Source organism: Microvirga sp. Mcv34 (assembly GCF_024519725.1).
Lineage (GTDB): Bacteria > Pseudomonadota > Alphaproteobacteria > Rhizobiales > Beijerinckiaceae > Microvirga.
The window spans coordinates 213,343-239,810 of record NZ_JALJRK010000001.1 but is presented as its reverse complement, the minus strand read 5'-3'; the positions used below and the strand labels follow the sequence as shown (position 1 = coordinate 239,810).

The following is a 26,468-nucleotide window of genomic DNA, read 5'->3' as shown; positions in this document are numbered from 1 at the left end:
CAGGGTCGCGCCCCAGGTTCCCGACCAAAATCACCTTGTTCACACTGCCTGCCATAGGGCGCGCCTCTCTTTCATGCTTGAGGGCGAGTTCTGAAGCCGGAGCGTCCGGACGGCAAGCCATGGACCGGGTTCTGCACAGGGCTGTCCCCAATTAAGGGGATGTGAGCCGGTCGACGCAGCGGTAAGGATCACTGCGCGAGCGCCTTCCGGACGAGGGCAAGGGCTTCCTCGCAACCCGCCTTGTCGCCAGAGCCATCGGCCGCCCTTGCGCGGGCCAGAGCCGCCAGAGCCGCCTCTTCCGGCTTACCTTCGCCAAGCTTCTGCTCGGCAGCGGCGATCGAGGCGGGCGTCGGCTGCCTTCGGAGAAGGGCCGCCTTGGACTCCGTCCCTGCCGGCCCCGCTCCGGCGGTGGCATCCAACATGGCGTCGACCTGGGCCTGAGCCCTGTCAATCTCCTGGGTACAAGGGCCCGCATAGCTCGTTTGGATCATAAAGGTCATGAACGCGCCGCTAAGCCCGATAAGCCTATGAACCATGACCCGCACTCCCGTCGATCATGCAAACTGGAACGTGATGATTATAACCCATGAACGCGGCTTTATCTCGGCGTTCATTCGGAGATTCATGGTTTTCGACCGCGAACCATCGCCAGCGGAACAACCGGCACCGGACTTCGACCTGCCCAAAGGCCCATTGTTAATAATGTTATCTTATGTCATTTACTCCAGCGGAATGGAGGAATAAATGGCCACTTATCGCATCACGTCGAAACGGAAAGCTTTCAAGGGTACAGGAGCGGACGATGTGCTTGTCGGCTCGAAGTTCAAGGAAATCTTCAATGGCCTCGCCGGCGATGATTTCATTTCCGCCGATGACGGCAACGACGATCTGACAGGCGGCGAAGGCAACGACACGATTTATGGCGGTGCCGGATCCGACAGGGCCATAGGCGGCCTGGGCAAGGACGAACTCTTTGGCGGCCTGGGCAGTGACAAGCTCTATGGTGGCGACGGCGCGGATTCTCTGTTCGGCGCGGACGGCAACGACACTCTCTACGGTGACGCGGGCCGGGACTACCTCTACGGCGCGGACGGCAACGACAAGCTCTATGGCGGCACAGGAAATGATTACCTGTCTGGAGACTTGGGCAACGACCGTCTGGAGGGCGGCGATGGTGACGATCAGATGGACGCGGGCGATGGTGACGACCGTCTCGACGGCGGCACGGGTGACGATTACCTCTATGGGAACAAAGGCAACGACCGCCTCGACGGCGGCAGGGACGATGATAACCTGTATGGCGGCTCAGGCAGCGACTACCTGTCCGGCGGAGCTGGCGACGATTTCCTCGACGGGAGTGATCCTCTTTACCCCCTTGTGAACGGCGTCCGGGCTCCGAAGGGCCAGGACAGGCTCCTGGGCGGCGACGGCAACGATACGATCGTCGCCGACGACGGAGACAACGCCCTGGGCGGCAAGGGCGTGGATACGCTCAGTCTCTCGATCGAGAGATCCTCCTCCGATCCGATTACGGCGTATGCAATCAATCTTTCGAGGATTACCGGCAAGAAAGCCGTCGATATCGGCTATCACGGCATCAAGGCCGGACAATTCGAGAAGGTCCACGCCGAAATCGACGACATGGATGTCGGAAGCGTCATTGCGGGCACGAAGGGCAACGACACCATCAACGCCTACGGCAAGTCCGGTGTGATCAACGGCGGCGCGGGCAACGACGACATCTACGCATCCGCGTATAATGACGACAACCCGGCCAACGGCATCATCGTGAACGGCGGTGCAGGCGACGACAAGCTGAGAGGCAGCGGCGACGTCACCCTCGTCGGCGGTGCGGGAGACGACCAGTTCATCCTGTCACGCTCTGCGGGATGCACGATCGCGGACTTCTCGGGCAAGGATTACTTCCTTGTTCGCGGCAGCACCTTCCAATACTACGACTCCGCGCTGAGCAAAACCGTCACCCCTGCCTTCGACAGGGCTAATCCGCTTGTTGTCGGGGCCGACCCGAAGCCCACCACGACCCTGGCCCAGTTCTTCTACGACACGGATGACGGCAAGCTTTATTACGATGCCGACGGAATCGGGACGAATTTCGAACTTCGGCTCGTGGCGACCCTGGCCAACAAGGCCGCGCTCAAGGCCGCGGATTTCGTCTTCGTTCTCTGAGGTCGGTTTTCCGTCACGCGAAGGCCCGCCACCGGCGGGCCTTTTCTTTTGCCGGAAAGGTCGCCACGGCTCCGCTTGCTCATCGTACCCTCTTTGTTCTAGGATCCTGGCCCTGGAATCATCCGCCGCATTGCGTCGGCGGGCGGAGCACCACATATCCGGGAGCCGGCTGGAATCAGGCCGACCTTCCTCTTCAAGGCTTTGCGGGCAATGGCTAAACTCGACGAATTGTTCAACCGCGCCAGGGCGGGCGATCCGGACGCGCGCGTGATCTCCGTGCGCGGGGCGCGGGAGCACAACCTCAAGAACGTCGACCTCATGGTCCCGCGGGACAAGTTCGTTGTGTTCACGGGCCTCTCCGGCTCAGGCAAGTCGTCGCTCGCCTTCGACACGATCTATGCCGAGGGACAGCGCCGCTACGTCGAGTCCCTCTCGGCCTATGCCCGCCAGTTCCTCGAGATGATGCAGAAGCCGGACGTGGACCAAATCGACGGTCTGTCGCCCGCCATCTCCATCGAGCAGAAGACCACCTCCAAGAACCCGCGCTCGACGGTCGGCACCGTCACCGAGATCTACGACTACATGCGCCTGCTCTGGGCGCGCGTCGGCATCCCCTATTCGCCGGCCACGGGCCTGCCCATCGAGAGCCAGACGGTCAGCCAGATGGTCGACCGGGTGCTGGAGCTGCCGGAGAAGACCCGACTCTACCTGCTGGCCCCCGTCGTGCGCGGCCGCAAAGGCGAATACCGCAAGGAGATCGCCGAGTTCCAGAAGAAGGGCTTCCAGCGCCTGAAGATCGACGGCGAATACTATGCCATCGACGAAGCCCCTGCCCTCGACAAGAAGTTCAAGCACGACATCGACGTGGTGGTGGATCGCATTGTCGTGCGGGCCGACATCGCCGCGCGGCTGGCGGAATCCTTCGAGACGGCGCTCGAGCTGACCGACGGCATCGCGGTCATCGAATATGCCGACGAGAAGGACGAGAAGGGCAAGGCGAAGCACATCGTGTTCTCGTCGAAGTTCGCCTGCCCGGTCTCGGGCTTCACGATCCCCGAGATCGAGCCGCGCCTGTTCTCGTTCAACAACCCCTTCGGCGCCTGCCCGACCTGCGGCGGCATCGGCCACGAGATGCGCATCGACGAGGCGCTTGTGGTGGACGAGACGCTCTCGCTCAAGCGTGGTGCCATCATGCCGTGGGCGAAGTCGTCCTCGCCCTATTACGGCCAGACGCTCGAAGCGATCACCAAGCACTACAAGGCTTCCATGACGAAGCCCTGGTCCGAGCTGTCGGACGAGGTGCGCAACGTGATCCTCTATGGTTCGGACGGCGTGTCCATCCGCATGGCCTATGACGACGGTCTGCGCGCCTACGAGGTCCGCAAGCCGTTCGAGGGCGTGATCCCGAACCTGGAGCGCCGCTACAAGGAAACCGAGAGCGACTGGGCCCGCGAGGAAATCGGCCGCTTCATGAGCGAGACGCCCTGCGAGGCCTGCGGCGGCAAGCGACTGAAGCCAGAGGCGCTCGCGGTGAAGATCGCCGATTCCGACATCGGCGATGCCACGGCTCTCTCGGTGAAGGACGCCCACGAGTGGTTCGGCGGCCTCTCCAAGAAGCTCAACAAGAAGCAGAACGACATCGCGGGCCGCATTCTCAAGGAGATCCGCGATCGCCTCACCTTCCTGGTCGATGTGGGCCTGGAATACCTGACGCTCGCCCGCGCGTCCGGCACCCTGTCGGGCGGCGAGAGCCAGCGCATCCGTCTGGCGAGCCAGATCGGCTCCGGCCTCACGGGGGTTCTCTACGTGCTCGATGAGCCGTCCATCGGTCTGCATCAGCGCGACAACGAGCGCCTGCTCGGCACCCTGAAGCGCCTGCGCGATCTCGGCAACACCGTCATCGTGGTGGAGCACGACGAGGATGCGATCCTTCAGGCCGACTACGTGTTCGACATCGGCCCCGGCGCGGGCATCCACGGCGGCAAGATCGTCGCCGAGGGTACGCCGGACGAGATCATGGCGAATGCCAAGTCGCTGACCGGCAAGTATCTCACGGGCGAGATGTCCGTGAAGGTGCCGGGCAAGCGCCGCAAGCCCGATCCGAAGCGCAAGATCAAGCTCGTCGGTGCGAAGGGCAACAACCTGAAGAACGTCACGGCGGAGATCCCGCTCGGCACCTTCACCTGCATCACCGGCGTGTCCGGCGGCGGCAAGTCCACGCTCGTCATCGACACGCTCTACAAGGCGGTGGCGCGCAAGCTCAACGGCGCCCTGGAACACCCTGCTCCGCATGACCGCATCGAGGGGCTGGAGCATCTCGACAAGGTCATTGACATCGACCAGTCGCCCATCGGCCGCACGCCGCGCTCGAACCCGGCCACCTATGTCGGCGCCTTCACGCCGATCCGCGAATGGTTCGCCGGGCTTCCCGAGGCGAAGGCGCGCGGCTACCAGGCCGGCCGCTTCTCCTTCAACGTGAAGGGCGGCCGCTGCGAGGCCTGCTCCGGCGACGGCGTGATCAAGATCGAGATGCACTTCCTGCCCGACGTCTACGTCACCTGCGACGTGTGCAAGGGCAAGCGCTACGACCGCGAGACGCTGGAAGTGAAGTATCGCGAGAAGTCCATCGCCGACGTGCTCGACATGACGGTTGAGGAAGCCCGCGACCTGTTCAAGGCGGTGCCGTCGATCCGCGAGAAGATGCAGACGCTCGCCCGCGTCGGCCTTGACTACGTGCATGTGGGCCAGCAGGCGACGACACTCTCGGGCGGCGAAGCCCAGCGCGTGAAACTCTCCAAGGAGCTGTCCAAGCGCGCCACGGGCCGCACGCTCTATATCCTGGACGAGCCCACCACGGGCCTGCACTTCCACGACGTGGCCAAGCTCCTCGAAGTGCTGCACGAGCTGGTCGACCAGGGCAACACGGTGGTGGTGATCGAGCACAATCTCGAGGTCATCAAGACGGCCGACTGGGTCATCGACATGGGCCCCGAAGGCGGCAACGGCGGCGGGCAGATCGTGGCGCAGGGCACCCCCGAGGACATCGCCGAGTCCAAAGCGAGCCACACCGGCCGCTTCCTCAAGGAAGTGCTGGAGCGCCGCCCCCTGAAAAAGGAGCCAGCTCCGAAGGAAGCCACCAAGAAGACACCGGCCAAGAAGGACAAGAAGGTGACGCGTCAGGCGGCGGAGTAAGCATCTAGTAGTTGCAAGCTTGACAGTTTTGCTAGAATGTTAGCTGATCAGTTCAGCTTGCGGACATATCTATGCGTAAACTGCCGCTTCACTCTCTTGCTGATAGGCATCCAGGCCTGACCCCTCCTATCGCTGACTCGTTATGTGAGGCGGCTAGTATATGCCTTAGCAGACATCTTTCTCCGCCGAGTGAGATTACGCTGCACAACAATGATAGCTCAAAGCTGTATAGCGTAGAGTGGCCCGAACCAGACCTGAGAACAACACGTGCTTGGGCCAACGATATAAATGCAACAGAATTGGGAGCATGTGGCGTTTCACTTGTGGCCGTAGAAATGGAACGTGGCCTCGTGACTATTGGCAGGGCTGAAACACGAACGGGAGCCGATTACTATATTGCACCTCCGGGACACTCCGGAGAAGATTTCGAAGACTGTATACGGCTGGAGGTTTCGGGCGTCGACAAAGGCAATCAAAGCATTCTCCGAAGCCGACTTTCACAGAAAGTTAAGCAGGCACAAGTAGGCAATAGTAACCTACCTGCAATTGCCGCAGTAGTTGGATTTGCTGCTCAGTCCGTCATTATCGCAGATGTGGAAGACCGTGATGCCCTGGAGTGATTACCATCGGCGTAGCGAGGCAATTGCATCTCAAGCCTTCATTGCGAAGGCTGCAGGTGATCACCAACAAGCATCTCACCTTTATGAAGAGGCAGCAAAAGCAGAGCAGTCCGCACTTTTTGAGGTCGATTCCGGTAAACATCGCACCTTTGGAATCACTGCTGTCAGTGCTGTGTCGCTCTGGTATAAGTCTGGAAAATTCGATGAAGCAGAGCGACTTGCCTATTATGCATTAAACGACTCTCGCCTACCCTCATTCGCGCTCAAGGAACTGCGCTTATTGGTTCAAGCAATTTGGACTGAAGGCTCCAAAAGAGAAGCAAATCTCACGTTTTTGCCTGGACAAATCACGGTTTCAATCAAGGGTGGCCAAGTCGTAACTGGCGGGGCCCCTTTAGACCTTATTGTTGAGAAAACACAGACAATTCAAGCGATATTCTATCGTAGTATGGAGTACGAGCAGAAACTTCCTTTCCGCTTGAAGGGAGGTCCGCCGAAAAATATTATAGACTCATGTCGCCCATGGCTCTTCCAAGCTCCACCCGGGAGCTATCAATTCTCGATAGCAATCCAGAATGATCCGCAAGCGGACATGTTTGTTTCGGCTCCCAATCCAGCTGCGCTGGCCACAAGATTCTTGGCTATTATCAAGGCAAGTGCAGAAGATGGACAACTAGAAAACATTATTGGTGATGATGACTACCGCTCCACATTCCTTAAGCTAACCCGGAATTTGGCTCCGACTGGGAAGAGCTTCTCAAGTATTGAATTTCGTTCCGAAGATGCATTACTACAACCTGTAGTACTAACTCCAGAAAGTCGATCCGCAATCAATCGCGCGATATCTCCCCCTAGGTCTTCGAAGGCCGCTTCTCCCAATAAGGGCCAAGAGCTTACGGAACACGGTATCCTCCGTGCTCTTCACCTCAACCAGGATTGGCTAGAAGTTGTTAGAGACGATGGCCAGTCAGTCCACATAAGCGGGCTCCAAGAGACCGTTGATGATGTTATTGGCCCCATGGTCAACAAACGTGTTGTGGTCCGCGCTACTAAAGGGAAACGATCTCAATTGAAGTTTGTTGACATTGAACTCGATGAATAGATGGCTTTGCCGCTAACTTAATATTATCTTCGTTACCGCAATAGACGGTACATTGCCGCCCGAGCTTAGGCATCTTTGTCGGATCTCAAGTTCTCGGGCCCACCTACCCTCCCCCCAACTCATCCTCCAGCACCATCTGGTAAGGCGTCGTGTCGATGGCGGCGGGACCGGCATAGGGGTGGCTCAGGGCCAGGATGAAATACAGCGCCAGTCCGGTATAGGCTCCGTAGACCGACAGGATGGCGACGTGCACCAGGTTGGCCGGGAAGATGAGGAAGAAGCCGACCGTGATGGCGAACCCGGTCAGCGCCATCCACCAGAACAGGGTCGGCAGGCCGCGATGCGCGAGGGCCAGCCGTGCCTTCCGGTGGTCCTGAAGCTCGTCCATGTTCGTGATCAATCGGGCGCGCAGGGATTGCTGCTGCGGCGTTTCGGCTTTCAGATCGAGGATGCCCATGTCGAGCTTGTTGTAGGCCTGCCTCGCCTCCCTGCTGCCGCGCGGATGGGCGGCCGCGTGCCATTCGTTCTGCAGGACCGCGGTCACGTAGGCGGCGAGCTGGCCGCGGAGCACGTCCTTCTCCGGCCCGCTCCACTGGTTGAGCTCCAGCACGACGTGCTCGATCGTGGTGAGTTCCTTCGAGACCTCCTGCTGCAGGTTCGTGTGCGTGGACTGCGCCTCGGCGAAGACCAGAGCCAGGATGAGGCTGTGGACCGTGCCGATGCGCACCGCGACCGTTTCAGCCACGTCGCGGGTCTTCGTGGGAAGCTCGTCGCTCAAAATTCGACGCAGCACGATGAACGGGAGAGCGGAAACGGTGATCGCGAGCAGCATCGCGAGGAGCGCCCCCAGCCAGGCCGGAATCTGCAGAATGGCCGCCATGCTTGCTCCTGGAAACTCAGCCCTTTACCGCGAGGCCGCACAGGAGAGCATGCCGTTGCGCCCGGTGCCACAGATTTTCCGGTGAGAGCCTCGAACGCAAAGGTAGGAACCTGTCTGCGTCCAAAGACATGACAGAACAGACCCTTAGAGCTTCCTGAGGAGGCGGCGCATCCTGGGAAGGAGCCCGGCTCGTATTCCCCTTTTGGGACACTTGCTCGCCTTAGGCATCGGCGCGATCATCGTTCTTTGACCTTGGAGGAGACGATGGGCTCCACCGACGCAGCCTTCGCCGGCTCGATCCCGGCCCTCTACGAGCAATATCTCGGCCCCCTGATGTTCGAACCTTTCGCCGAGGACCTGGCGGCCCGTCTGCGTGACATCGGGCAAGGCCGCGTCCTGGAGACGGCCGCCGGAACGGGGATCGTCACGCGGGCACTCGTCAGGGCGCTCCCGCCCGGGGTCGAGATCGTCGCGACCGACCTCAACCAGGCCATGCTCGATCTCGCGGCCCAGAGGTTGCAGGCTCCGAACGTGAAATGGCAGCAGGCCGACGCACAAAAGCTTCCGTTCGAAGACGCCTCATTCGACGCGATCGTCTGCCAGTTCGGCGTCATGTTCTTTCCCGACAAGCAGGCGGCCTATCGGGAGGCGCTGCGACTGCTCAAGCCGGGCGGACGGCTCGTCTTCAGCGTCTGGAACTCGCTCGATCACAACGAGGTCAGCCAGATCATCTCCGATGCCGCCGGAAAGCTCTTTCCCGACGATCCACCCCGGTTCATCGAACGTGTGCCGTTCGGCTATTTCGATCCGGACCGCGTCCGCGGAGAGGTTCAGCAGGCGGGCTTCGAGAATGTCGATGTCGACATCGTCGAGAAGGTGACGCGGTCCCCCTCGCCGCGCGAGCCCGCAATCGGCCTGTGCCAGGGCAGCCCTCTTCGTCCCGAACTCGAAGCGAGGTCTCCGGGGCAGCTCGACGACATCACGACCAAAGTGAGCGAAGCCCTCGCGGCGCGCTTCGGCACGGGCGCCTTCGAGAATCGTATGAGCGCCCTCGTGGTGACCGCCAAGCGATAGCCTGTGGATTCCGAAGTAAAAGGCGCAGCCCTCCGGGGCCGCGCCTTTCTCTCGTCCTGAGACGCGGATCAGCGCGACGACATACGGCTCATCAGGCTGCACAGCGCCTGCAGGTCGGAATCGTACGCACCAGGGGAAGCGGCGATCGTGGCGCAGCTCCGACGCAGCTGCATGCGCTGGTCGGCCGTCATGGTGCGGAGCTCGGCCCTCAGACGGTCTATCTGGCCGGGCCGGCTCGGCCCTACCGGATTGACGCTACCGGTGGTGGGGGGATTGCGCACGCTGCCGGTTCTCGTCGGGCCGGGATTGGCGAGACCACCGGTTCCGCCTGTCCCGCCGATGACCCCGATGCTTCCCGTGCCACCGGTACCGCCTGTTCCGCCGCCCGGAGCACCGCTGGCGGTTCCGCCGCCGATCCCGATTCCGACACCCACATCGGCACCATTAGAGCCGCCGATGCCGGCGCCCACGCCGGCGTTGATCCCTCCGGAACCGCCGACACTCGCACCCAGACCTGCATTGACCCCGCTGGACCCGCCGACGCTGGCCCGGCCGCCCGCACTCACGCCAGAAGAACCACCGACATTGGCGCCGAGGCCTGCGTCGACGCCATTCGCGCCTCCGACATTCGCGCCGAGACCGGCCGAAACGCCGCTCGACCCGCCGACATTCGCACCCGCTCCGGCAGAGATACCGTTGGACCCGCCGACATTGGCTCCGGCACCAGCCGTAACGCCGTTGGAACCGCCTACATTGGCGCCAAGCCCTGCATTGACTCCACCCGATCCACCCACGCTCAAGCCAAGTCCGGCATCGAGTCCTCGGTCACCACCGACATTCGCACCGAGGCCTGCGGAGATCCCACTTTCGCCGCCGAGGCTCACGCCGAGCCCGCCGCCGTTACCATCCGAGCGTCCCCCACGGTCCCGGGCGTCGGCCGGCTGCAAGGACAAAGAAGACAACAGAAGAACTGCCACGCTGTAGATCGAGACCTCACGGCCGAGGCGCAGTAACCGTTCACGCGAATCCATCGCTATACTCCCTAGGAGTTACCCCTCTCGTCCCCTCGGGTGAAAAGACTCGGCTCCAAGGAAATTAGTTCCACAACCCTGAATAAATAGAGCAAGTTTTAATGTGTACCGGAGATTTATGATACAGCATTGAGCTTCGATGCTGGCAATATGTGCAATCGTTTGCCTGACTTGCTCAGACGAAACCTGTCTTAAGCTTGGCCATCGGAACGAGCGATGAAAGGTGACCCGGGCCGGAAGCGGCTTTCAATGCACCGTTTGATTCAGCATCATGGAATGAAGCAGCCTGCCTCGCGGACATACGATGTCGAGGCGCCACCCGGACCAGTCCTCGATGTCGACGCCGATCTCCTGACGCAGTTCAGTGATGGCAAGGAGAGCCTCAGCCATGGCACTCGCCAAGTCATGAACTTCGATCCCTGTGTTGTCGACGATCTCTTCATGATCGTTCACAAGGTGAAAGAAGCAGCGCATGTCGGGACCGTCACCCACACGAACAGGATGAAGTCTGCTAGCTGTTTTTAACAGCGAAGTGAAGAGATCTTCCGCGACAGACCATCATTCATCCTTGACCGGTGCTTCGCCTACGGGGTCGAAACTATCCAGCGCCACCCAACCGATATCCGCCCGTGCGACAGGAACAAGATAGGCGCGTCCTTGCTCGAGCCGCTCGATCCGGCACGTGATTGCCCTCTGTTCGCCGGGCGCACGATACACGACCGTTGCACCCACCTGAATCCCATCAGGATGGTTCGCCGTCGTATGGCTTGGCGGCGACACGGTCTCCGAAACTGGTTGCGAGGAGCTACCGTGGCCCGCCCTGACTCTGTCGAGGGCAGCGATCGCGAGCCTCGCGCGATCCCGGTATCGCTCACTCACGGATCTCAGCAGGGCGCCGCGCGTGCGTCCAGGATACCACGAGGTTCCACCAGCCTTTGCCAGCTCCTCTGCAACGGCTTCGATTTCTTCGTCTGTCACGTCCGCCCCCAGACTTCGCACGCCACCCATGAGGACCTTTGCACGATCTGATTGAAGAGAAATTAACGTACAGTAATGTGGGATTGAACGTTCAGGAATGGCATGGCGCTAAAACTTTAGTACCTGAACGGGCCGTCCATTCTGCTCGCCTCCACGATCCAGAGCATTTCTCGGAGACGGGAAACACTTTCACCGTGAGAAAATTCGACCAGCCAAGAAGAGAGCCGATCCCATGCCGGTGGAGGCAGTTCTAGGAGTTGGTTCTCACTCGTGAAAGGATGGACGGAACGTGGATCAGAGCGACGCGACATGGATGAGTTCGTCGCTTTCGTCGGTGACGGCGACAGTCCAGCAATAGACCGGGTCGCTCTCCTGCAGGCCGCCGCGGAGTTCCGTTGCGGCTTTCTCGGCCGCACCCCTGGCAATGGCAGGATCGGGCAGATCGATGCCTTCCTGGTCCCATATGAACTGGTCCTTCGAGCGGAGATGGAAATAGTAGCGGGGCATGTCATTCCCCTCCATCGCGGCAATCACTTCAGATGCTGAGAGACTCTCCCGCATTGCAGTCATGCGGTGCAATAATGCGCACTAAACGCAAAGCACGAACACGATCCGCCCCGCCTGGTCAGTAATGACCGTCATTCTGTTGGGCAGGGCCTCGATGGAACTCAGCACACAACTCCAGGACGCCTGGGCTACCTGGGCCTCGGATCCTCGCGCGGTCATCAGGTTCGGTAGATCGATACCGTGTCGATCCGGTATGAAACAATCTCCGATTTGTACATGAAAATGATAGCGGGGCATGGATGGTCCTCACCCCCGATTATAAGTTACGCGTCCTGGATTCGACCGCTTTAACACAGGTTACGTTAGGTGAGACTTAGCGCGGCGTGCCGAAAAGTCATCCTGGCTTTCTGCGTCCGAGAACACGTTCTTCGCAGAACGTGACGCACCGGCGAGGTCCAATGGCGCTCTTTGCACATATCCGGTCCCGCCCATCAGGCGGCGATCACGATGTTCCGGCCACTGCGCTTCGCCTGGTACAGCGCCGCATCGGCGCGGCGAAGCAGCGCTCCCGCATCGAGGCCGGCGCTCGTGACGCAGCCGACGCTCACGGTAACCCGGGCCAGATCGCCGAGGGTCTCGGCCCCTGCCGACGCGAAGGCATGCCGGACCCGATCCGCCAGAAGCGCAGCCTCCCGCGCGTCCAGCGGCAGGATGGCACCGAACTCTTCCCCACCGAGCCGTCCAAAGGTTCTCTGCGGCAGGTGGCGCGTCAGCACCTCACCGAAGATCGTGAGGATCCGGTCGCCGGTATCGTGGCCGTAGCGATCGTTGATGGCCTTGAAGTTGTCGAGGTCGAACAGCAGGCAACTCACGGGTCGAGCGCCCGACTGCGCGAGAAGACGCCCCGCATTCTGCATGAAGGCTCGCCGATTGGGCACGCTGGTCAGTGGATCGACCAAAGCCGCCTGCTTGTATTCGAACTCGACGCCCTCCTTGGCCATGGACAGGAACATGAAAGCTACGCTCGGGCCGAACACGACCAGGAGCAACGCCATGGACGGTGACCAGCGATGAGCCAAGGCGTCGATCCACGGAACCGAAGTCGGCGCGAGAGCAATCCCGATGCGCGATAGATTGAAGATCGCGAGCCCCAGCAGAAGCACCAGCACGACGCGTGAGGAGGCCAAAGGTCGTGACGCATAGCGTCCCAGTTCCCAAGCCGAGAGGATCGAGTAGACGAGGGTCAGCAATGCCGAGAGAAGCAGCCGCTCGCTTTGCGAGGTGTAGATGAAGGGAAAGGCGCCGAGCCAGATCGCGGCTCCTGCCAAAGCACCCGGAAGAGAGGCGGAACGTCCGTTGAACACACGGCAGCCCGTGTAGAGGGCGCCGTAGCACAGCAGTCCCAATATGTTGGCCACGAGCAGAACCGAATAGGCCGGCTGGCCCTGCCTGATATTGGCCAATCCGATCCCCATGGCGATGAGCCAATAGGCGCTTCCCCACCAGGCAAGGGCCTTGACCTTGCGGTTCAAGGCCCAGGAAAACAGCAATAGCGTTCCCAGAGCCCCCGAAAGCAGCACGAAGGCGACGGTAAGCGTAGCAGGATCAAGGACCATCGAAGCGGCTGCCGTGGGGTTCGACCGGACGGCCGCAGACGAATTCCCACGACCCATTCCTCAAGGGAATGCATGCCTAACGCTATCTCTCATCCATCTCCCGATGTCCAGAACCTTGCCCTGCGACGGATCGGGGCTGCACCGCACGCCTGCACCCGGAACGAAGGTTTGGCCGGGGCATTCTTCCCAGATCACACCGGAGACAGAACCATGGGCATGTACCATCGTCACGGCGTCCAAAGCACGGCGGCCATTGCCGGCCACCCCCTGCATCACATGCTGATCGTCTTCCCGGTTGCGTTTCTGATCGGCGCCTTCGGAACCGACATCGCCTTCATGGCCGCCCGGGACCCCTTCTGGGCCCAGGTCTCCTACTGGCTCCTCATCGCCGGGATTGTCACCGCGCTGGTCGCCGCCATTCCCGGCCTCATCGATTTCGCGACCATAGACCGGGTGCGCAACCTCTGGGTTTCCTGGGCCCATATGACGGCCAATCTCGTGGTGGTCGCGCTGGCTCTCATCAATGTCGGCGTCCGCCTGAGCGACCCGGCCGCTGGCATTCAGGGCTGGGGCATCTGGCTCTCCGGCGTTCAGACCGCGCTGCTCCTGTTCAGCGGCTGGCTCGGCGGCGAACTGGCCTATCGCTACGGCATCGGGGCGATCCGGGATTACAGCCAGAAGGCCGAGCAGTTCCATGTGGAGGTGGACCGCCCGGATGTCGCCGCCTCCTATGGACGGCGCGGCGGAACGGACAGGACCTGAGCCCTGCCTGAGCGGCACCTTGCCATGACGGGAACGGGGCCGCTACACTCAAGCCCGTCATGAAGCGCTATATCTTCTCTGTCGCTCTTTCCGGCCTGGCCATGACAGGCCAGGCCCAGGCCGCCTCGTCCTGCCCACCTGGTTTTGCCATGCTTCAGGCGTCCGATACCTGCGTGCGCATCAGCGGACAGGTGCGAAGCGAGACGCTGGTGGGATCGTCGCGCCTGCGCGCCTCCGATTCCGTCAAGACCCAGGCCGGCGGGCGCGTTCGGCTCGACGTGAGAAAGCAGACGGAATACGGCCCAGTCCGAGGCGTCATCTCCGTCGGAAACCTGGGACGCTGAGTCTCGAAAAAGAAAAGAGCGCCCGAGGCGCTCTTTGGGTTCAGTACCTGGGGTTCAGTACCCGTCATCGTAGTACTCTTCCCGATAATAACTCCGTCGCGGAGCTTCATAAGTTCTGTAAGAGGGCCTGTCATAGGTCCGGTACGTCGGCCGGGACGTGGCCGCCAGGGCTCCGCCGAGGATCGCACCGGTCACTCCAGCCGCGATGGCGGCATTGTTGTTGCCCCGCCGCTGAACGTAATAGCGCTGATGGCCGTGGTTCTTGTAGTGCCCGTAGGCATGCCCCTTGCCCTTGCCGGGACGGGCCTCGGCCACGCCGCTGAAGGACGTTGCCGCCAAGAGCGCCACACTGATCGTCACGATAAGCTTCTTCATCGTCAGACTCCTGAACGCGATGGAATACATGCGAGCCGAGGAAGGAGCCGTCGATCAGGCTCCTTACTCCTTGCTACGCTGCGATTACTGGTTCGAGCCGTTGCTCTGCGACGAGGAACCGCCCTGCGGCTGCAGGCGCATATTGGTCGAGCTGCCGGAGTTCGACGTGTTGCCGTTCATCTCCATACGGCTGCGGCTCGAAACGGAACCGGTGGTATCGGGGGCGCTCGAACGAGTCCGGCTGGTCGAGACGCTCACGTTGTTCGGGCGGCGCTGCTCGACGGACACGCCCACGCTCGGGGACGTGTCGTGGGTCCGGCGAACCGTCGTGCGGCTGCGGACGGAGACACTCGGCTCATTGATCTCCTCATAGCGACGCACGGTCCGGCGACGAACCTCCACCGGCTGCTCCTCGACCACATGATAGCGGCGCTTCTTGGATACGACCTTGTTGGTTCGCTTCGTCTTCTTCACCGCGACCTTCTTGGTGGGCTTCTTCTTCACCACGGTGCGATGAATTTCGGTGCTGGGCTCCTCATAGGTCGTCACGCTGCGGCGGCGGGTGACGGAAACACGCGGCTCGTCGACCTCACGGACCGTGCGGGAGTGGACCGACACTCCGGAGCGCTCACGGGTCTCGATGCCGACGCGTGCACCCGTATCCTGCCGGCTGCGGACATTAACCTGCGCCCCCGACGTTTCGCTGCGCGTCGCACCCGTGGTCTCGGTCTGGGCCCGAGCGGCGCCACCAGCCTTGTTGCGCAGCAGCGTATTCGACTCGGACGACGATTGAGAACCCATGTTGGCGTTCGTATTCGTCTGCGTTGAAGTCTGTGCGTACGCCGCACTGCTCAACAAGAGAAGGGCGGCGCCGAGTGCGATTTTCTTCACGGAACAATCTCCACAGCAGTAAAGGTGGGAGATGAACGCCAACCCTCAGAGACTGTTCCCAATAACTTTAAGTAACAGATTTTATAATGGATTTTACATCCGAAGATGAACATCCGTTCAAGATTCAACGCTTCGGCACCCTCCGGAAGAGAACCCATGCCGCAAGAACCCTTTTGCCAAACTGAATCTTTACCATTTCCCTGAATGCTGAGATCCGGATGCATACAGCTTTAATTCACGTTCATCGATCTAGCTTGACGATATCGGACGTTCATCGGGAACAGCGCAGCCATGGCAGTCTTTCAGGCATTCAACGCAGCGGGTGTGGGCTTCGACATGTCCAGCACCGACAGCTCAGGCTGGGCATTCATCGGGGCCCACCCCTCTGTCACAACGGATCTGGTCTATGACAACGGCACGGTCGCCGAGTACGAGGTCTCTGGCAGCACGCTGGTGGACTATTTCACGGCCAGATACTGGAGCGACGGCTACACGGTCATCATCGATGATCTCTTCTACGAGAACAACGGCGCGGACGTTCTGACCATTCAGGATCTCGATCTCTACACGACGGTCGATGCGCTTCAGGGCTATGCCTGGTACGTGAACCTGAACAGGGGTCACGACACGTTCTACGGCAACGATTACGACGATCTCATCCGCGCCGGGGCCGGCAACGACTTCGTATATGGCTATGACGGCGACGATATCCTTTACGGAGATGCGGGAGCCGACAAGCTCTTCGGGGATTGGGGTGACGACGACCTGTACGGCGGCGCTGGACGCGACGTTCTAACCGGCGGCGCCGGAAGCGATTATCTCAACGGTGGCGCGGACAGTGACCAGCTGACCGGAGGCTCCGGCAAGGACTATTTCGTCTTCGACACGCGGCCGTCCAGCAACAACATCGACCGTGTCGTCGACTTCCGGCCCGTCGACGACACGATCATGCTCGACAACAAGGTCTTTACCCGCGTCGGTCGGGATGGCTGGCTCTCGAGCGGCGCCTTCAACACCGGCTCGACCGCCAAGGATTCCTCCGACCGGATCATCTACAACAAGCAGACCGGCGCCCTCTTCTATGATGCGGACGGCGTCGGCGGTGTCGCGGCCGTCAAGTTCGCCCAGCTCAGCTCCGGACTGGCCCTGACGAAGGCGGACTTCTTCGTGCTGTAGCTGAAATCAGGGGCAGAGCCCGGAAAAGGTCGGCACCGCCTTGTGGTGAATATCGTTTCAAAATCTGATTGAGCTCATTAAAGCCGGCCCCAAAATCGGGGCCGTTTTCTGTTGCGCGAGCAGAAAGCCATTCGCAGCCCGCAACACGGTTAACGTGGCATTAGGACGGTATGCTACTAAAGCATAACAGACCTACATTATTACCACTCCTCTTCGGCGCTGCACACACCTATATCCGCACTGCAAACGCAAGAACAAAGGCCACCGGTCATAGGGGCCGGTCACTTCTCAGGAGCTTCCCATGTTCGTTTCCTACATCCTCTCTAAAGTCCGTGCTTATATGCGTTATCGCGAAACCGTCCGTGAGCTGTCGCTCCTTTCGGACCGCGAGCTCGACGATCTCGGCATCTCGCGCTTCCAGATCGAGAGCATCGCTCGCCAGAACGCGATCGCGTAAATCTACGCTGCATCGCAGCAAAGGCCCTAGCCCGCCTCATGGCGGGCTTTCGCTTGTCTGGAGCCTCGATTTCGGACTTTCAGCGGCCGCCTGAAACCGGGATATTGGCGCCGGTGATGTAGGATGCGGCGTCCGACATCAGGAACAGCACGACCTCGGCGATCTCCTCGGGCTCGCCGATCCGATTGAGGGGAATGAAGGGGCGAATGCGCTCCAGGCGCCCGACATCCTGGGTACTGCGCTCGTGAATATCGGTCTTCGTCATGCCCGGCGACACCGCATTCACCCGGACGCCCTCACCCGCCAGCTCCTTCGCAAGCCCCACGGTCAACGAATCGACGGCTCCCTTGGACGCCGCATACCAGACGTACTCGTTCGGGCTTCCCAGGGAAGCAGCGACCGACGAGATGTTCACGAGGGTGCCGCCTGATCCGCCGCGGCTCGTGGCGAGCCGCTTTGCCGCCTCGCGTGCGACCCAGATGGCACCCAGCACATTCACATCCATGCAGGTCCGGATCGTCTCGGACGAGGCCTGGTCCAGCCTGCTGGACCTGCCCGTGATCCCCGCATTGTTGACCACGTGCGAGATGGCCCCCAAGGCGGCCTGCGCCTCATCGAACAGGCGCACCACGTCGGCCTCCAGGGCCACGTCGCCCTGGCATGCGACCGCAGCCGCCCCTAAGGCCCGGCAGGCGGCGAGCACCTGCTCGGCGGCCTCCCCCTCGGACCGGTACGTGATGGCGACATCGTAGCCACGCGCCGCCGCAAGCTGCGCCACCGCGGCCCCTATGCCGCGGCTTCCACCTGTAATAAGGACGACGGGACGCCTGGACTGCATGGCGTTCTAAACCTTTCCAAGGAAACGGCTCAACTTGACCAGGGCTCCCCGGGGAGTCAACAAAGCCGCTCGGGAGAATGACCATGAGCACCATCGAACCCATCCATGTCATCGGCGGCGGCCTCGCCGGTTCGGAAGCGACCTGGCAGATCGCCCAGGCCGGTGTGCCGGTCGTCCTTCACGAGATGCGCCCGGTGCGCGGCACCGATGCCCACAAGACGGAGGGACTCGCCGAGCTCGTCTGCTCGAATTCCTTCCGGTCGGATGATGCCGAGACGAATGCGGTCGGCCTGCTGCACCAGGAGATGCGCAGCCTCGGCTCCCTCATCATGGCGAAGGGCGACGCCAACCAGGTTCCAGCCGGCGGAGCCCTGGCCGTCGACCGCGACGGCTTTTCGGACGCCGTGACGGCGGCGCTCGAAGCCCATCCGCTCGTCACCATCGAGCGCGGCGAGATCGGCGGTCTGCCGCCGGAGGAATGGTCCTCCGTGATCGTCGCCACCGGCCCGCTTACCTCGCCGGCCTTGGCCGAGGCGATCCTCGGACTCACGGGTGAGACGTCGCTGGCGTTCTTCGACGCCATCGCGCCCATCGTCTACCGCGAATCCATCAACATGGAGATCGCGTGGTTCCAGTCCCGCTACGACAAGGTCGGGCCAGGCGGCACGGGCAAGGACTACATCAACTGCCCGATGACCAAGGAGCAATACGACGCCTTCGTCGATACGCTGATCGCCGGCGACAAGACCGAGTTCAAGGAATGGGAGGCCGACACTCCCTATTTTGACGGCTGCCTCCCCATCGAGGTCATGGCCGAGCGCGGCCGGGAAACCTTGCGCCATGGGCCGATGAAGCCCGTGGGCCTGACCGATCCGCGCAACCCGGACAAGAAACCCTATGCCATTGTGCAACTGCGCCAGGACAACGCCCTCGGCACCCTGTTCAACATGGTGGGTTTCCAGACCAAGCTGAAATACGGCGCTCAGACGGGCATAGTCCGCATGATCCCGGGCCTGGAAAATGCCGAGTTCGCGCGGCTCGGCGGCATTCACCGCAACACCTATCTCAACTCGCCCAAGCTGCTCGACCCGACCCTGCGGCTCAAGGCAATGCCGCGCCTGCGCTTCGCCGGCCAGATCACGGGCTGCGAGGGCTATGTGGAGAGCGCCGCCGTGGGCCTGATGACCGGGCGCTTCGCCGCCGCCGAGCGGCTCGGGCGGCCGATCCAGCCCTTGCCGCACACCACGGCGCTCGGAGCCCTAATCAACCACATCACCGGCGGCCACATCGAGACCATCGACGAGGGGCCGCGCTCCTTCCAACCCATGAACGTCAATTTCGGCCTGTTCCCGCCGCTCGCCCAGGCTCCGAAGGCGGAGGGCGGCAAGCGCCTGCGCGGCCCCGCCAAGGCTGTCGCCCGTAAGAAGGCGCTGACGGATCGGGCACGGGCGGATCTGGCAACATGGCTATCGGGCGGCGCGCTGCCCGCAGCGGCGGAGTAACGGGCGAACCGCGTCGCGGCCAGACCGAGCCATCCTCGGCGAGATGGCTCAGGTCCGCCGTGAGGTCGGGCGTCCAATAAGAGCCCTGCCTCCCTGGTCAGATAATTCGACACGCTATATAGTTTAGCACTCGCGCAAGGGAGTGCCGATCGTGAAGCATACGATGATTCTCGGAGTGATGGCCTCTCTCAGCTTATTTTCTGCTGCCTACGGCCAGGAACAGGCGCAACCGAAGCCTGAACTGAAGTGCGTTGTCGACGGCAAGCCCGTGGAAGGCCGTCATAAGATCGAGTATCGCCGTAACGGCAAAACCTACATCGAATACTGCTCATTGGGTAAGAAGCACGTCATCGTCGACAGCGGCGACAACGGCTGATCTCTCTAGACTTGCGCTGAACCCTGGAACGGCCCGCGCCAGAGCGCCCAGACCCGCCGCCATTGCGGCAGTTCCACAGGGGTATGGAAGGGGTCGTAATCCCGCCGTTCCATGGCCTTGAGGTAGGGTTCGACCAGGGCAAGCGGCTGGAAGGCGGGCTTCGCGGCATCGGGAATGGTCGTCCGCAATTGGCGCGCCTGTTCGCAATGCCGGCGCGCGACGGCGCGCAGGTCGGCGAGAGCCCCATCGAGGCCCGGCCCGCCGCGCCCGGTCACGATGTCCTCGCGCACCACCCCGTGGCGGGTCAGGATGTCGGCGGGAATGAAGACCTGCCCCTGCCGCGCATGATGCGGGAAGGCGCGCAAAAGGCCGGTAATCGCATAGGCGGCACCCGCATGGCCGGCGACGTCCGCCGTGCCGGGATTGGTGCCATTGGCCAGGACGAGGCTCGCGAGTTGGATCAGGCTGGACGAAGTCTCGCCGCAATAGCCTTCCAGGTCGTTCAGGCTCGGCATCGGATCGTCGTAGAGATCGAAGATCCGAGCATCGATCAGGTCGACGAAGGATTGCCGCGGCAGGCGGAACTGCACGATGGTGTCGTCGAGCGCGGCGGCGACCGGGTTCGCCCGCACATCGCCCCTCGCCTCGCCTTGCAGCGCATCGCGCCACCATTGCAGGCGTATCTCGCCGACGAGCGCTTCCCGCACCGCCTCGCGCACGCGGGCGATCTCGAAATTGAAGGCATAGAGCGCATGAAGATGCGGGCGCTTGTCGGCGGGCGCGAAGAGGCTCGCCCAGTAGCGGTCCGGATCCGCCTCGCGCACGAGGGCTTCGCAATGGGCGAAGTTCGAGATTGCTTCTGCCATGTCAGGGGACGGCGATCAGCGCCGCGCCGACCTTGCGGTTCTCGGCGAGCAGGATGTTGTACGTGCGCGCGGCGGCGCCCGTCTGCATCACGTCGAGACCGATCCCCGCCTCACGGAACCGGGTACGGAATGCACCCGGGATAGCCGCGATATCGGCTCCCGTGCCGAGAAGCAGGAGGTCGATGGAACCGGCCTCCGCGAAGATCGGGTCGAGCGCCTCGTCCGTCAGTTCCGACACGGCGTTCACCGGCCACGCCCTGATCCCGGACGGCAGAGCGAGCAGCGAGCCGCGATGGGACATGTCCCCGAAGCGAAAGCCGCCATTGCCATAGGCGTCGAAGGGATGGCGTCCCGGCAGGAAGCCATCGTAGAGGCGACCATTGCTCATGGTCCTACTCCGCTGCGGCGGCCCTGCCCTCCGGCACTTTGACGGACTCCGACCCGCGCAGGCCGATATAGATCAGCATGGGGGACGAAATGCAGATGGCCGAGTACGTACAGATGACGACGCCGTAGAGCATGACCTGCGCGAAGCCCTGGATCGCCTGCCCGCCGAAGAGGACGAGCGCCAGCAGCGACAGCGCCGTGGTCACCGCCGTCATGATCGTACGGGACATGGTGTGGTTGATCGACAGGTTCAACAGCTCTTCGGCCGGCATCGTCTTGTAGCGGCGCATCAGCTCACGGGTTCGATCGAACACCACCACGGTTTCGTTGAGCGAATAGCCCACGATGGTCAGGATCGCCGCGATGGACGTCATGTTGAACTCGTGACGGGTGATCACGAAGAAGCCGATGGTGAGCACGATGTCGTGCAGCGTGCCGATGATGGACGCGACCGCCAGCTCGCGCTCGAAGCGGAACCATAGGTAGAACAGCACCGCGATGACCGAGAGCACGACGCCGATGGTGCCGGATTGCACGAGTTCTCCCGACACGCGTGGGCCGACGGTCTCGACCCGGCGGAAATCGTACTCGTTGCTGAAGGTGTCGCGGGCCTTCTGCACCACGGCCGCCTGCGCGGACTCGCCGCCGGCCTGGATCGGGAAGCGGAGGGACACCTCGCCGCCCGTGCCGAATTCCTGCACCTCCACGTCGCCGAAGCCGAAGCCCTCGGCGGTCCGGCGGATCTGTGCGACATCGGCCTGCCCGGACTTGGCCTGGATCTCCATGAGCGTGCCGCCCTTGAAGTCGATGCCGAAGTTGAGGCCGATCGTCACGAGCACGATCGCCGTGGCGATCGAGATCACGGCCGAAAGCGGGAACGAGAAGCGCCGCAGGCGCATGAAGTCGAAGTGGGAGTTTTCGGGCCAGAGGCGAATGAGGCGCACGATACGCACTCCTTAGAACGGAAGAACTTTGGGACGCATCCACTGATACCAGAGCGCGATCAGCATGCGCGTCAGGGTGACGGCGGTGATCACGGTCGTCAGGATGCCGAGGATGAACACGACGGCGAAGCCGCGCACGGGGCCGGAGCCGAGGAAGAACAGGATCAAGGCCGCGATCGCCATGGTGCTGTTCGAGTCGACGATGGTGGCGAAGGCGCGGTCGAAGCCCGCCTGGATACCCGACACGATGGAGCGACCGGAGCGTACCTCTTCGCGAATACGCTCGTAGATGAGCACGTTCGAGTCCACGGCTGTGCCGATGGTGAGAACGATGCCCGCGATACCCGGGAGCGTCAGCGTGGCTTCGAGCACCGACATGAGGCCGAAGATGAGGCCCACATGGACGAGGAGCGCGATATTCGCGATGAGACCGAAAACGCCATAGGTTGCGAACATGAAGAGGACGACGAAGACGGCCGCCACATAGGTCGCCAACTTGCCCGCCTCGATGGAATCGCGCCCGAGGCCCGGACCCACGGTGCGCTCTTCGACGATGGTGAGCTTGGCAGGCAGGGCGCCGGAGCGCAGCAGGACCGCCAGGTTGTTCACCTGCTCGACCGTGAAGCTGCCCGAGATCTGACCGGAGCCGCCGGTGATCGGCGACTGGATCGTCGGCGCCGAGATCACCCGGTTATCCAGGACGATAGCGAGCTGCCGGCCGAGATTTTCCGTCGTCGCCTGGCCGAAGCGCTGGGCGCCACGGATGTTGAAGCGGAAATTGACGATGGGCTGGCGGGTCTGGCTGTCGAAGGCCGGCTGCGCATCCGTCAGGTCGCCGCCTTCGGCGATCACCCGGCGCTCGACCGGAACGCGCTGGCCGCCGGCATCTTGCATGGGAAGCATGTCGACGTCGGTCGCGCCCGCCTGAGCCAGCAGGCGGAATTCGAGATTGCCGGTTTCGCCCAGCAGAGCCTTCAGCTGCTGCGGATCCTGCAGGCCGGGAACCTGGACCAGGACGCGGTCGGCGCCCTGGCGCTGGATGCTCGGCTCCGTGGTACCCGTGGCGTCGATACGGCGACGGACGACTTCGATGGATTGGTCGACGGCGCGGCGCACGCGCTCGTTGATGCCCGCATCCGTATAGGTGAGCGTGATCACCCCGTCCGGCGTGGTGTTGATCTGGACCGAGTTGCCGCCGGACTGGCCGAGCATGGCATTGCCGATGGGCTGCGACAGCTCGCGCAGGCGCGGCATGAGCCGCTCGCGGTCGGCCGCATCGGGCACGCGGATCTGCACGCCCCGCTGAACGGTCTGAATGCCGTTCTGCGACGACACGCGGGTGTCGCGCAGGATGCGGCGGACGTCGTCGCGCAGGAGTGTGATCTGGCCGCGCAAGAGATCCTGCTGGTCGACCTCCAAAAGGACATGGGAACCGCCCTGCAGGTCGAGGCCCAGCACGATGGCGCGGGACGGAACGAGCCAGGACGGAATCCAGCTCGGAATGGCATTCAGGTAGGCCTGACGCTGCTCGCGATTCATCGTGCTCGGAACCGCAAGAAGCAGGCCGATCACAATGATCGCCACGGTGGCGATGATCTTCGACCTCGAGAAGCGCAGCATCGTCAGCTCAACCTTTCTCACACGCATGGCCGCATCGGTTCTGCGGCGAACCGGCCCTTGTCGGAGACATCGAGGGCCGGCTTCTTTTCACATCAGGCCTTGACCGGCTCGCTCTTGGAGCGGACCTCGGAGATCATGGCGCGAGCCACCTTCACCTTCACGCCGTCGGCGATCTCGACTTCGATGTCGTTCGAATCTTCGAGAACCTTCGTCACCTTGCCGATGATTCCGCCCGAGGTGACCACCGTGTCGCCGCGACGCACATTCTTGATCATCTCCTGATGGACCTTCACCCGGCGCTGCTGGGGCCGAATGATCAGGAACCACATGATGACGAATATGAGGATGAACGGAACGAATTGAAGGATCATCTCCGTTCCGCCCCCGGCGGGGGCCCCTTGTGCGAAGGCAGGTGAAATGAACAAGCGGCTCTCCATGGATAAAGGCGCGTGGCAGGCCCGTTTCGGGCCCACCCGCGCCAGACGGGATTACAAAGCGTGGCGGACTATACCCATCGACTCGCCGAAATCAATGAAGTTCAAGGCGTTTCCCAAGGCTCCTTGCGCGGCCGGAGCCCTCTCCTCCATGGACCGGGCGGCCATTTTCGCGCTAAGCACGGCATCCTCACCGTTTCTTGAAGCCGGAATTTCATGCCCGCCGATCTGATCTCCACCGAATCCCTGGCGCTTTTGACGCGGATCGCCGACGCCCTGGAGCGCCTCGCCCCTACAGGCATGGCTCATGCCGATTTCACCGAGGCCGATGCCTTCGTCTGGCAGGCGGCCGGGCGCAGGCTTTCGCCTGTCCCCAAGGTCAACAGGGTCGAGATGAGCCTCCTGCGCGGCATCGATCGGGTCCGCGATCAGCTGGCGGAGAACACGCAACGCTTCGCCCGGGGCCTGCCGGCCAACAACGCCCTCCTCTGGGGCGCCCGGGGCATGGGCAAGTCTTCCCTGGTCAAGGCGGTCCATGCGGAAAGCAACCACGCCAAGCTGGCTGACGCGCTTCCCCTCAAGCTGATCGAGATCCACCGGGAGGATATCGAGACCCTGCCGGACCTCATGGGCCTGCTGCGTTCGGACCCGCACCGCTTCATCGTCTTCTGCGACGATCTCTCCTTCGACGCGGATGACACCTCCTACAAGTCGCTCAAGGCGGTGCTGGAAGGCGGGATCGAGGGACGACCCGACAACGTGATCTTCTACGCCACCTCGAACCGGCGCCACCTGCTGCCGCGCGACATGATGGAGAACGAGCGCTCTACCGCCATCAATCCGGGCGAGGCCGTGGAAGAGAAGGTTTCCCTCTCCGACCGCTTCGGCCTCTGGCTCGGCTTCCACAAATGCAGCCAGGACGAATATCTCGACATGGTCTTCGCCTATGTCGACCATCTCGGCCTGCAGGCGGACCGCGACACGATCCGCGCCGAGGCACTGGAATGGGCGACGACCCGCGGAGCCCGTTCCGGGCGCACGGCCTGGCAGTTCATCCAGGACCTGGCCGGGCGGCTGGGCAAGACGATCTGAAACAGATCTAAAACGACAAAGGGACGGTGGCTGAGCTCCACCGTCCCCTCATTCGACCGGCCCCGACGGACGCGACCGGCCCAAATCCTTGGTCTGATCAGCCGCCGAGATGCTTCATCGGGTCGACGGGCTGCGCGCCCTTGCGGATCTCGAAGTGGAGCTGCGGCGAGGTCACGTTGCCGGTCTGGCCGGAGGTGGCGATCACCTGGCCGCGCTTCACCTGCTCGCCGCGCTTGACGTTGAGCGAGCCGTTATGGGCATAGGCCGAGACATAGCCGTTCTCGTGCTTGATTAAGACGAGGTTGCCGTAGCCCTTCACCTCGCTGCCAGCATAGGTCACGGTGCCGGCTTCGGCGGCCTTGACCGGCGTACCTTCGGGGACCGCGATGTTGATGCCTTCATTGCCGCCATTGGCGCCGAAGCCGGCGATGACGCGGCCGCGGGCCGGCCAGCGGAAATCGCCCGACAGGCTGGCGGTCTGCTCCGGCTCCGGCACGGGAGCCTTGGCGGCCTCGGGCTGAGGCGCCGGGGCGACCGGCTGAACGGCGGGCTTCACCTGCTCGGGCTGGGTGAGAGCCGCGACCTTGGGCTGCTCCACCACCGGCTTCGGAGCGGAAACCAGGGGCTTCGGAGCGGAGACCAGCGGCTCGTCGGTGGCGGCCGCGACCTGCATCGGGGCGGACCGGGTGTGCGCCGGAGCGGGCGCCTGGGCCGTCGTGGTCATGCCGGGACGAACGCGTTTGGCCGGCTCGGCGGCGGCGACCGGCGTGGTCGCGGCCGGCACCTTCGACGTGTCGACGAGACGGAACTGGGGGCGGCTCGCAGGCTGGGCCGGCGCGGCCTGGGCGACCGGCATGGCTCGCGACTGAACCGGGGCGGGAGCGGAGGCGATGCGGGTAGGCTGCGACAGGGGCTGGGACTGCACAGGAGGCAGAGCCTGCGCCTGAACTGTCGATGTCGGCATCGGCGCAGCCGAATAGGACGGAGCGGGCTGAGGCGCCATGGAGGCCGTGTTGTCCATGCGCTCGCTAGCCGCAAAGGGATTCGAGAACGGGTTCTCGGCGAACCGCGCACTATCGGTACTGCAGGCTGCCGCCGCACTGCCGATCAGCCCTACCAGAGCGATCCGCGACACCGCACCCCAATGCCCAGAACACACACGCAACCGCATCACTCAACCCCAACCGAACGCAACTCGATGGAGCCATTAAAAGCCT

The 26,468-nt window shown here is 62.5% G+C and carries 28 protein-coding genes; 11 read left to right on the top strand and 17 right to left on the bottom strand.

All coding sequences use genetic code 11. The features are described 5' to 3' along the window. Positions 1–188: 188 nt before the first annotated feature. A complete protein-coding gene (locus OC446_RS01360) occupies positions 189–536 on the bottom strand; it encodes a hypothetical protein (protein ID WP_262027241.1) in 348 nt (115 codons plus the stop codon). Positions 537–744: 208 nt separating this feature from the next. Here OC446_RS01360 and OC446_RS01355 point away from each other — a divergent pair, with 208 nt between their 5' ends. The 3 genes from OC446_RS01355 (at position 745) to OC446_RS01345 (ending at position 7,101) form a co-directional block, all read left to right on the top strand. Further along, positions 745–2,187: a calcium-binding protein gene (locus OC446_RS01355; protein ID WP_262027240.1), complete on the top strand. Its 1,443-nt coding sequence runs from the start codon at positions 745–747 to the stop codon at positions 2,185–2,187. A gap of 210 nt (positions 2,188–2,397) precedes the next feature. Continuing rightward, positions 2,398–5,379, top strand: coding sequence for an excinuclease ABC subunit UvrA (gene uvrA, locus OC446_RS01350; protein ID WP_262027239.1), 2,982 nt, complete (start codon positions 2,398–2,400; stop codon positions 5,377–5,379). A gap of 606 nt (positions 5,380–5,985) precedes the next feature. Next, positions 5,986–7,101, top strand: a complete 1,116-nt coding sequence (locus OC446_RS01345; protein WP_262027238.1) for a hypothetical protein — start codon at positions 5,986–5,988, stop codon at positions 7,099–7,101. 103 nt (positions 7,102–7,204) lie between these two features. Here OC446_RS01345 and OC446_RS01340 read toward each other — a convergent pair whose 3' ends face one another. Beyond that, positions 7,205–7,981 carry a DUF4239 domain-containing protein gene (locus OC446_RS01340; RefSeq protein ID WP_262027237.1) on the bottom strand — a complete coding sequence of 259 codons (777 nt, stop codon included), beginning with the start codon at positions 7,979–7,981 and terminating at the stop codon, positions 7,205–7,207. A gap of 264 nt (positions 7,982–8,245) precedes the next feature. Between OC446_RS01340 and OC446_RS01335 the strand changes: the two genes are divergently transcribed. Further along, positions 8,246–9,055, top strand: coding sequence for a class I SAM-dependent methyltransferase (locus OC446_RS01335; protein ID WP_262027236.1), 810 nt, complete (start codon positions 8,246–8,248; stop codon positions 9,053–9,055). 68 nt (positions 9,056–9,123) lie between these two features. Here the strand turns inward: OC446_RS01335 and OC446_RS01330 are convergent, their stop codons facing one another. From OC446_RS01330 to OC446_RS01310, 6 genes are all read right to left on the bottom strand, one after another. Continuing rightward, positions 9,124–10,086, bottom strand: coding sequence for a hypothetical protein (locus OC446_RS01330; protein WP_262027235.1), 963 nt, complete (start codon positions 10,084–10,086; stop codon positions 9,124–9,126). 246 nt (positions 10,087–10,332) lie between these two features. Continuing rightward, positions 10,333–10,560 carry a DUF6894 family protein gene (locus OC446_RS30975; RefSeq protein ID WP_410054985.1) on the bottom strand — a complete coding sequence of 76 codons (228 nt, stop codon included), beginning with the start codon at positions 10,558–10,560 and terminating at the stop codon, positions 10,333–10,335. Positions 10,561–10,644: 84 nt separating this feature from the next. Continuing rightward, positions 10,645–11,064, bottom strand: coding sequence for a hypothetical protein (locus tag OC446_RS01320; protein WP_262027233.1), 420 nt, complete (start codon positions 11,062–11,064; stop codon positions 10,645–10,647). Between the two features lie 294 nt (positions 11,065–11,358). Next, positions 11,359–11,571 carry a DUF6894 family protein gene (locus OC446_RS01315; RefSeq protein ID WP_262027232.1) on the bottom strand — a complete coding sequence of 71 codons (213 nt, stop codon included), beginning with the start codon at positions 11,569–11,571 and terminating at the stop codon, positions 11,359–11,361. Positions 11,572–11,652: 81 nt separating this feature from the next. Beyond that, positions 11,653–11,868: a DUF6894 family protein gene (locus OC446_RS30970; protein WP_410054984.1), complete on the bottom strand. Its 216-nt coding sequence runs from the start codon at positions 11,866–11,868 to the stop codon at positions 11,653–11,655. A 194-nt stretch (positions 11,869–12,062) separates the two neighbouring features. Further along, on the bottom strand, positions 12,063–13,187 hold the full coding sequence (locus OC446_RS01310) for a GGDEF domain-containing protein (protein WP_262027231.1): 1,125 nt from the start codon (positions 13,185–13,187) through the stop codon (positions 12,063–12,065). A gap of 210 nt (positions 13,188–13,397) precedes the next feature. On the opposite strand from OC446_RS01310, the gene OC446_RS01305 reads away from it, so the two are divergent. Both OC446_RS01305 and OC446_RS01300 read left to right on the top strand, forming a co-directional pair. Beyond that, entirely contained in the window at positions 13,398–13,949 is a 552-nt protein-coding gene (locus tag OC446_RS01305) for a DUF2231 domain-containing protein (protein WP_262027230.1), read from the top strand. A 59-nt stretch (positions 13,950–14,008) separates the two neighbouring features. After that, a complete protein-coding gene (locus OC446_RS01300; RefSeq protein ID WP_262027229.1) occupies positions 14,009–14,293 on the top strand; it encodes a porin in 285 nt (94 codons plus the stop codon). Between the two features lie 54 nt (positions 14,294–14,347). On the opposite strand, the gene OC446_RS01295 is transcribed toward OC446_RS01300, so the two are convergent. Together OC446_RS01295 and OC446_RS01290 are read right to left on the bottom strand one after the other, a co-directional pair. Next, a complete protein-coding gene (locus tag OC446_RS01295; RefSeq protein ID WP_262027228.1) occupies positions 14,348–14,668 on the bottom strand; it encodes a hypothetical protein in 321 nt (106 codons plus the stop codon). Positions 14,669–14,752: 84 nt separating this feature from the next. Continuing rightward, positions 14,753–15,559, bottom strand: a complete 807-nt coding sequence (locus tag OC446_RS01290; RefSeq protein WP_262027227.1) for a hypothetical protein — start codon at positions 15,557–15,559, stop codon at positions 14,753–14,755. A 291-nt stretch (positions 15,560–15,850) separates the two neighbouring features. On the opposite strand from OC446_RS01290, the gene OC446_RS01285 reads away from it, so the two are divergent. Then, complete coding sequence (locus tag OC446_RS01285) at positions 15,851–16,735, top strand: calcium-binding protein (RefSeq protein WP_262027226.1); 885 nt, start codon at positions 15,851–15,853, stop codon at positions 16,733–16,735. A gap of 301 nt (positions 16,736–17,036) precedes the next feature. Beyond that, positions 17,037–17,192 carry a DUF1127 domain-containing protein gene (locus tag OC446_RS01280; protein ID WP_262027225.1) on the top strand — a complete coding sequence of 52 codons (156 nt, stop codon included), beginning with the start codon at positions 17,037–17,039 and terminating at the stop codon, positions 17,190–17,192. A gap of 79 nt (positions 17,193–17,271) precedes the next feature. On the opposite strand, the gene OC446_RS01275 is transcribed toward OC446_RS01280, so the two are convergent. Next, positions 17,272–18,030 (bottom strand): glucose 1-dehydrogenase, encoded by a 759-nt coding sequence (locus OC446_RS01275; RefSeq protein WP_262027224.1) that lies wholly within the window; start codon positions 18,028–18,030, stop codon positions 17,272–17,274. Positions 18,031–18,113: 83 nt separating this feature from the next. On the opposite strand from OC446_RS01275, the gene trmFO reads away from it, so the two are divergent. After that, on the top strand, positions 18,114–19,532 hold the full coding sequence (gene trmFO / locus OC446_RS01270) for a methylenetetrahydrofolate--tRNA-(uracil(54)-C(5))-methyltransferase (FADH(2)-oxidizing) TrmFO (protein ID WP_262027223.1): 1,419 nt from the start codon (positions 18,114–18,116) through the stop codon (positions 19,530–19,532). 151 nt (positions 19,533–19,683) lie between these two features. Then, positions 19,684–19,908, top strand: coding sequence for a hypothetical protein (locus OC446_RS01265; protein WP_262027222.1), 225 nt, complete (start codon positions 19,684–19,686; stop codon positions 19,906–19,908). Positions 19,909–19,913: 5 nt separating this feature from the next. Here the strand turns inward: OC446_RS01265 and OC446_RS01260 are convergent, their stop codons facing one another. The 5 genes from OC446_RS01260 to yajC all read right to left on the bottom strand — a co-directional run bounded on the left by OC446_RS01260 (position 19,914) and on the right by yajC (position 24,150). Beyond that, a complete protein-coding gene (locus tag OC446_RS01260; protein ID WP_262027221.1) occupies positions 19,914–20,774 on the bottom strand; it encodes a phytoene/squalene synthase family protein in 861 nt (286 codons plus the stop codon). Between the two features lies 1 nt (position 20,775). Then, positions 20,776–21,162 (bottom strand): Mth938-like domain-containing protein, encoded by a 387-nt coding sequence (locus OC446_RS01255; protein ID WP_262027220.1) that lies wholly within the window; start codon positions 21,160–21,162, stop codon positions 20,776–20,778. A 4-nt stretch (positions 21,163–21,166) separates the two neighbouring features. Then, entirely contained in the window at positions 21,167–22,105 is a 939-nt protein-coding gene (secF, locus tag OC446_RS01250; RefSeq protein WP_262027219.1) for a protein translocase subunit SecF, read from the bottom strand. Between the two features lie 12 nt (positions 22,106–22,117). Further along, entirely contained in the window at positions 22,118–23,725 is a 1,608-nt protein-coding gene (gene secD, locus OC446_RS01245) for a protein translocase subunit SecD (RefSeq protein WP_262027250.1), read from the bottom strand. Between the two features lie 92 nt (positions 23,726–23,817). After that, positions 23,818–24,150 (bottom strand): preprotein translocase subunit YajC, encoded by a 333-nt coding sequence (gene yajC, locus OC446_RS01240; RefSeq protein WP_262027218.1) that lies wholly within the window; start codon positions 24,148–24,150, stop codon positions 23,818–23,820. Positions 24,151–24,375: 225 nt separating this feature from the next. On the opposite strand from yajC, the gene OC446_RS01235 reads away from it, so the two are divergent. Further along, the gene (locus OC446_RS01235) at positions 24,376–25,251 is read left to right on the top strand and encodes an ATP-binding protein (protein ID WP_262027217.1); all 876 of its coding nucleotides are present in this window, start codon (positions 24,376–24,378) and stop codon (positions 25,249–25,251) included. A 97-nt stretch (positions 25,252–25,348) separates the two neighbouring features. Here OC446_RS01235 and OC446_RS01230 read toward each other — a convergent pair whose 3' ends face one another. Next, positions 25,349–26,422, bottom strand: a complete 1,074-nt coding sequence (locus OC446_RS01230; protein ID WP_410054983.1) for a peptidoglycan DD-metalloendopeptidase family protein — start codon at positions 26,420–26,422, stop codon at positions 25,349–25,351. Between the last annotated feature and the right edge of the window lie 46 nt (positions 26,423–26,468).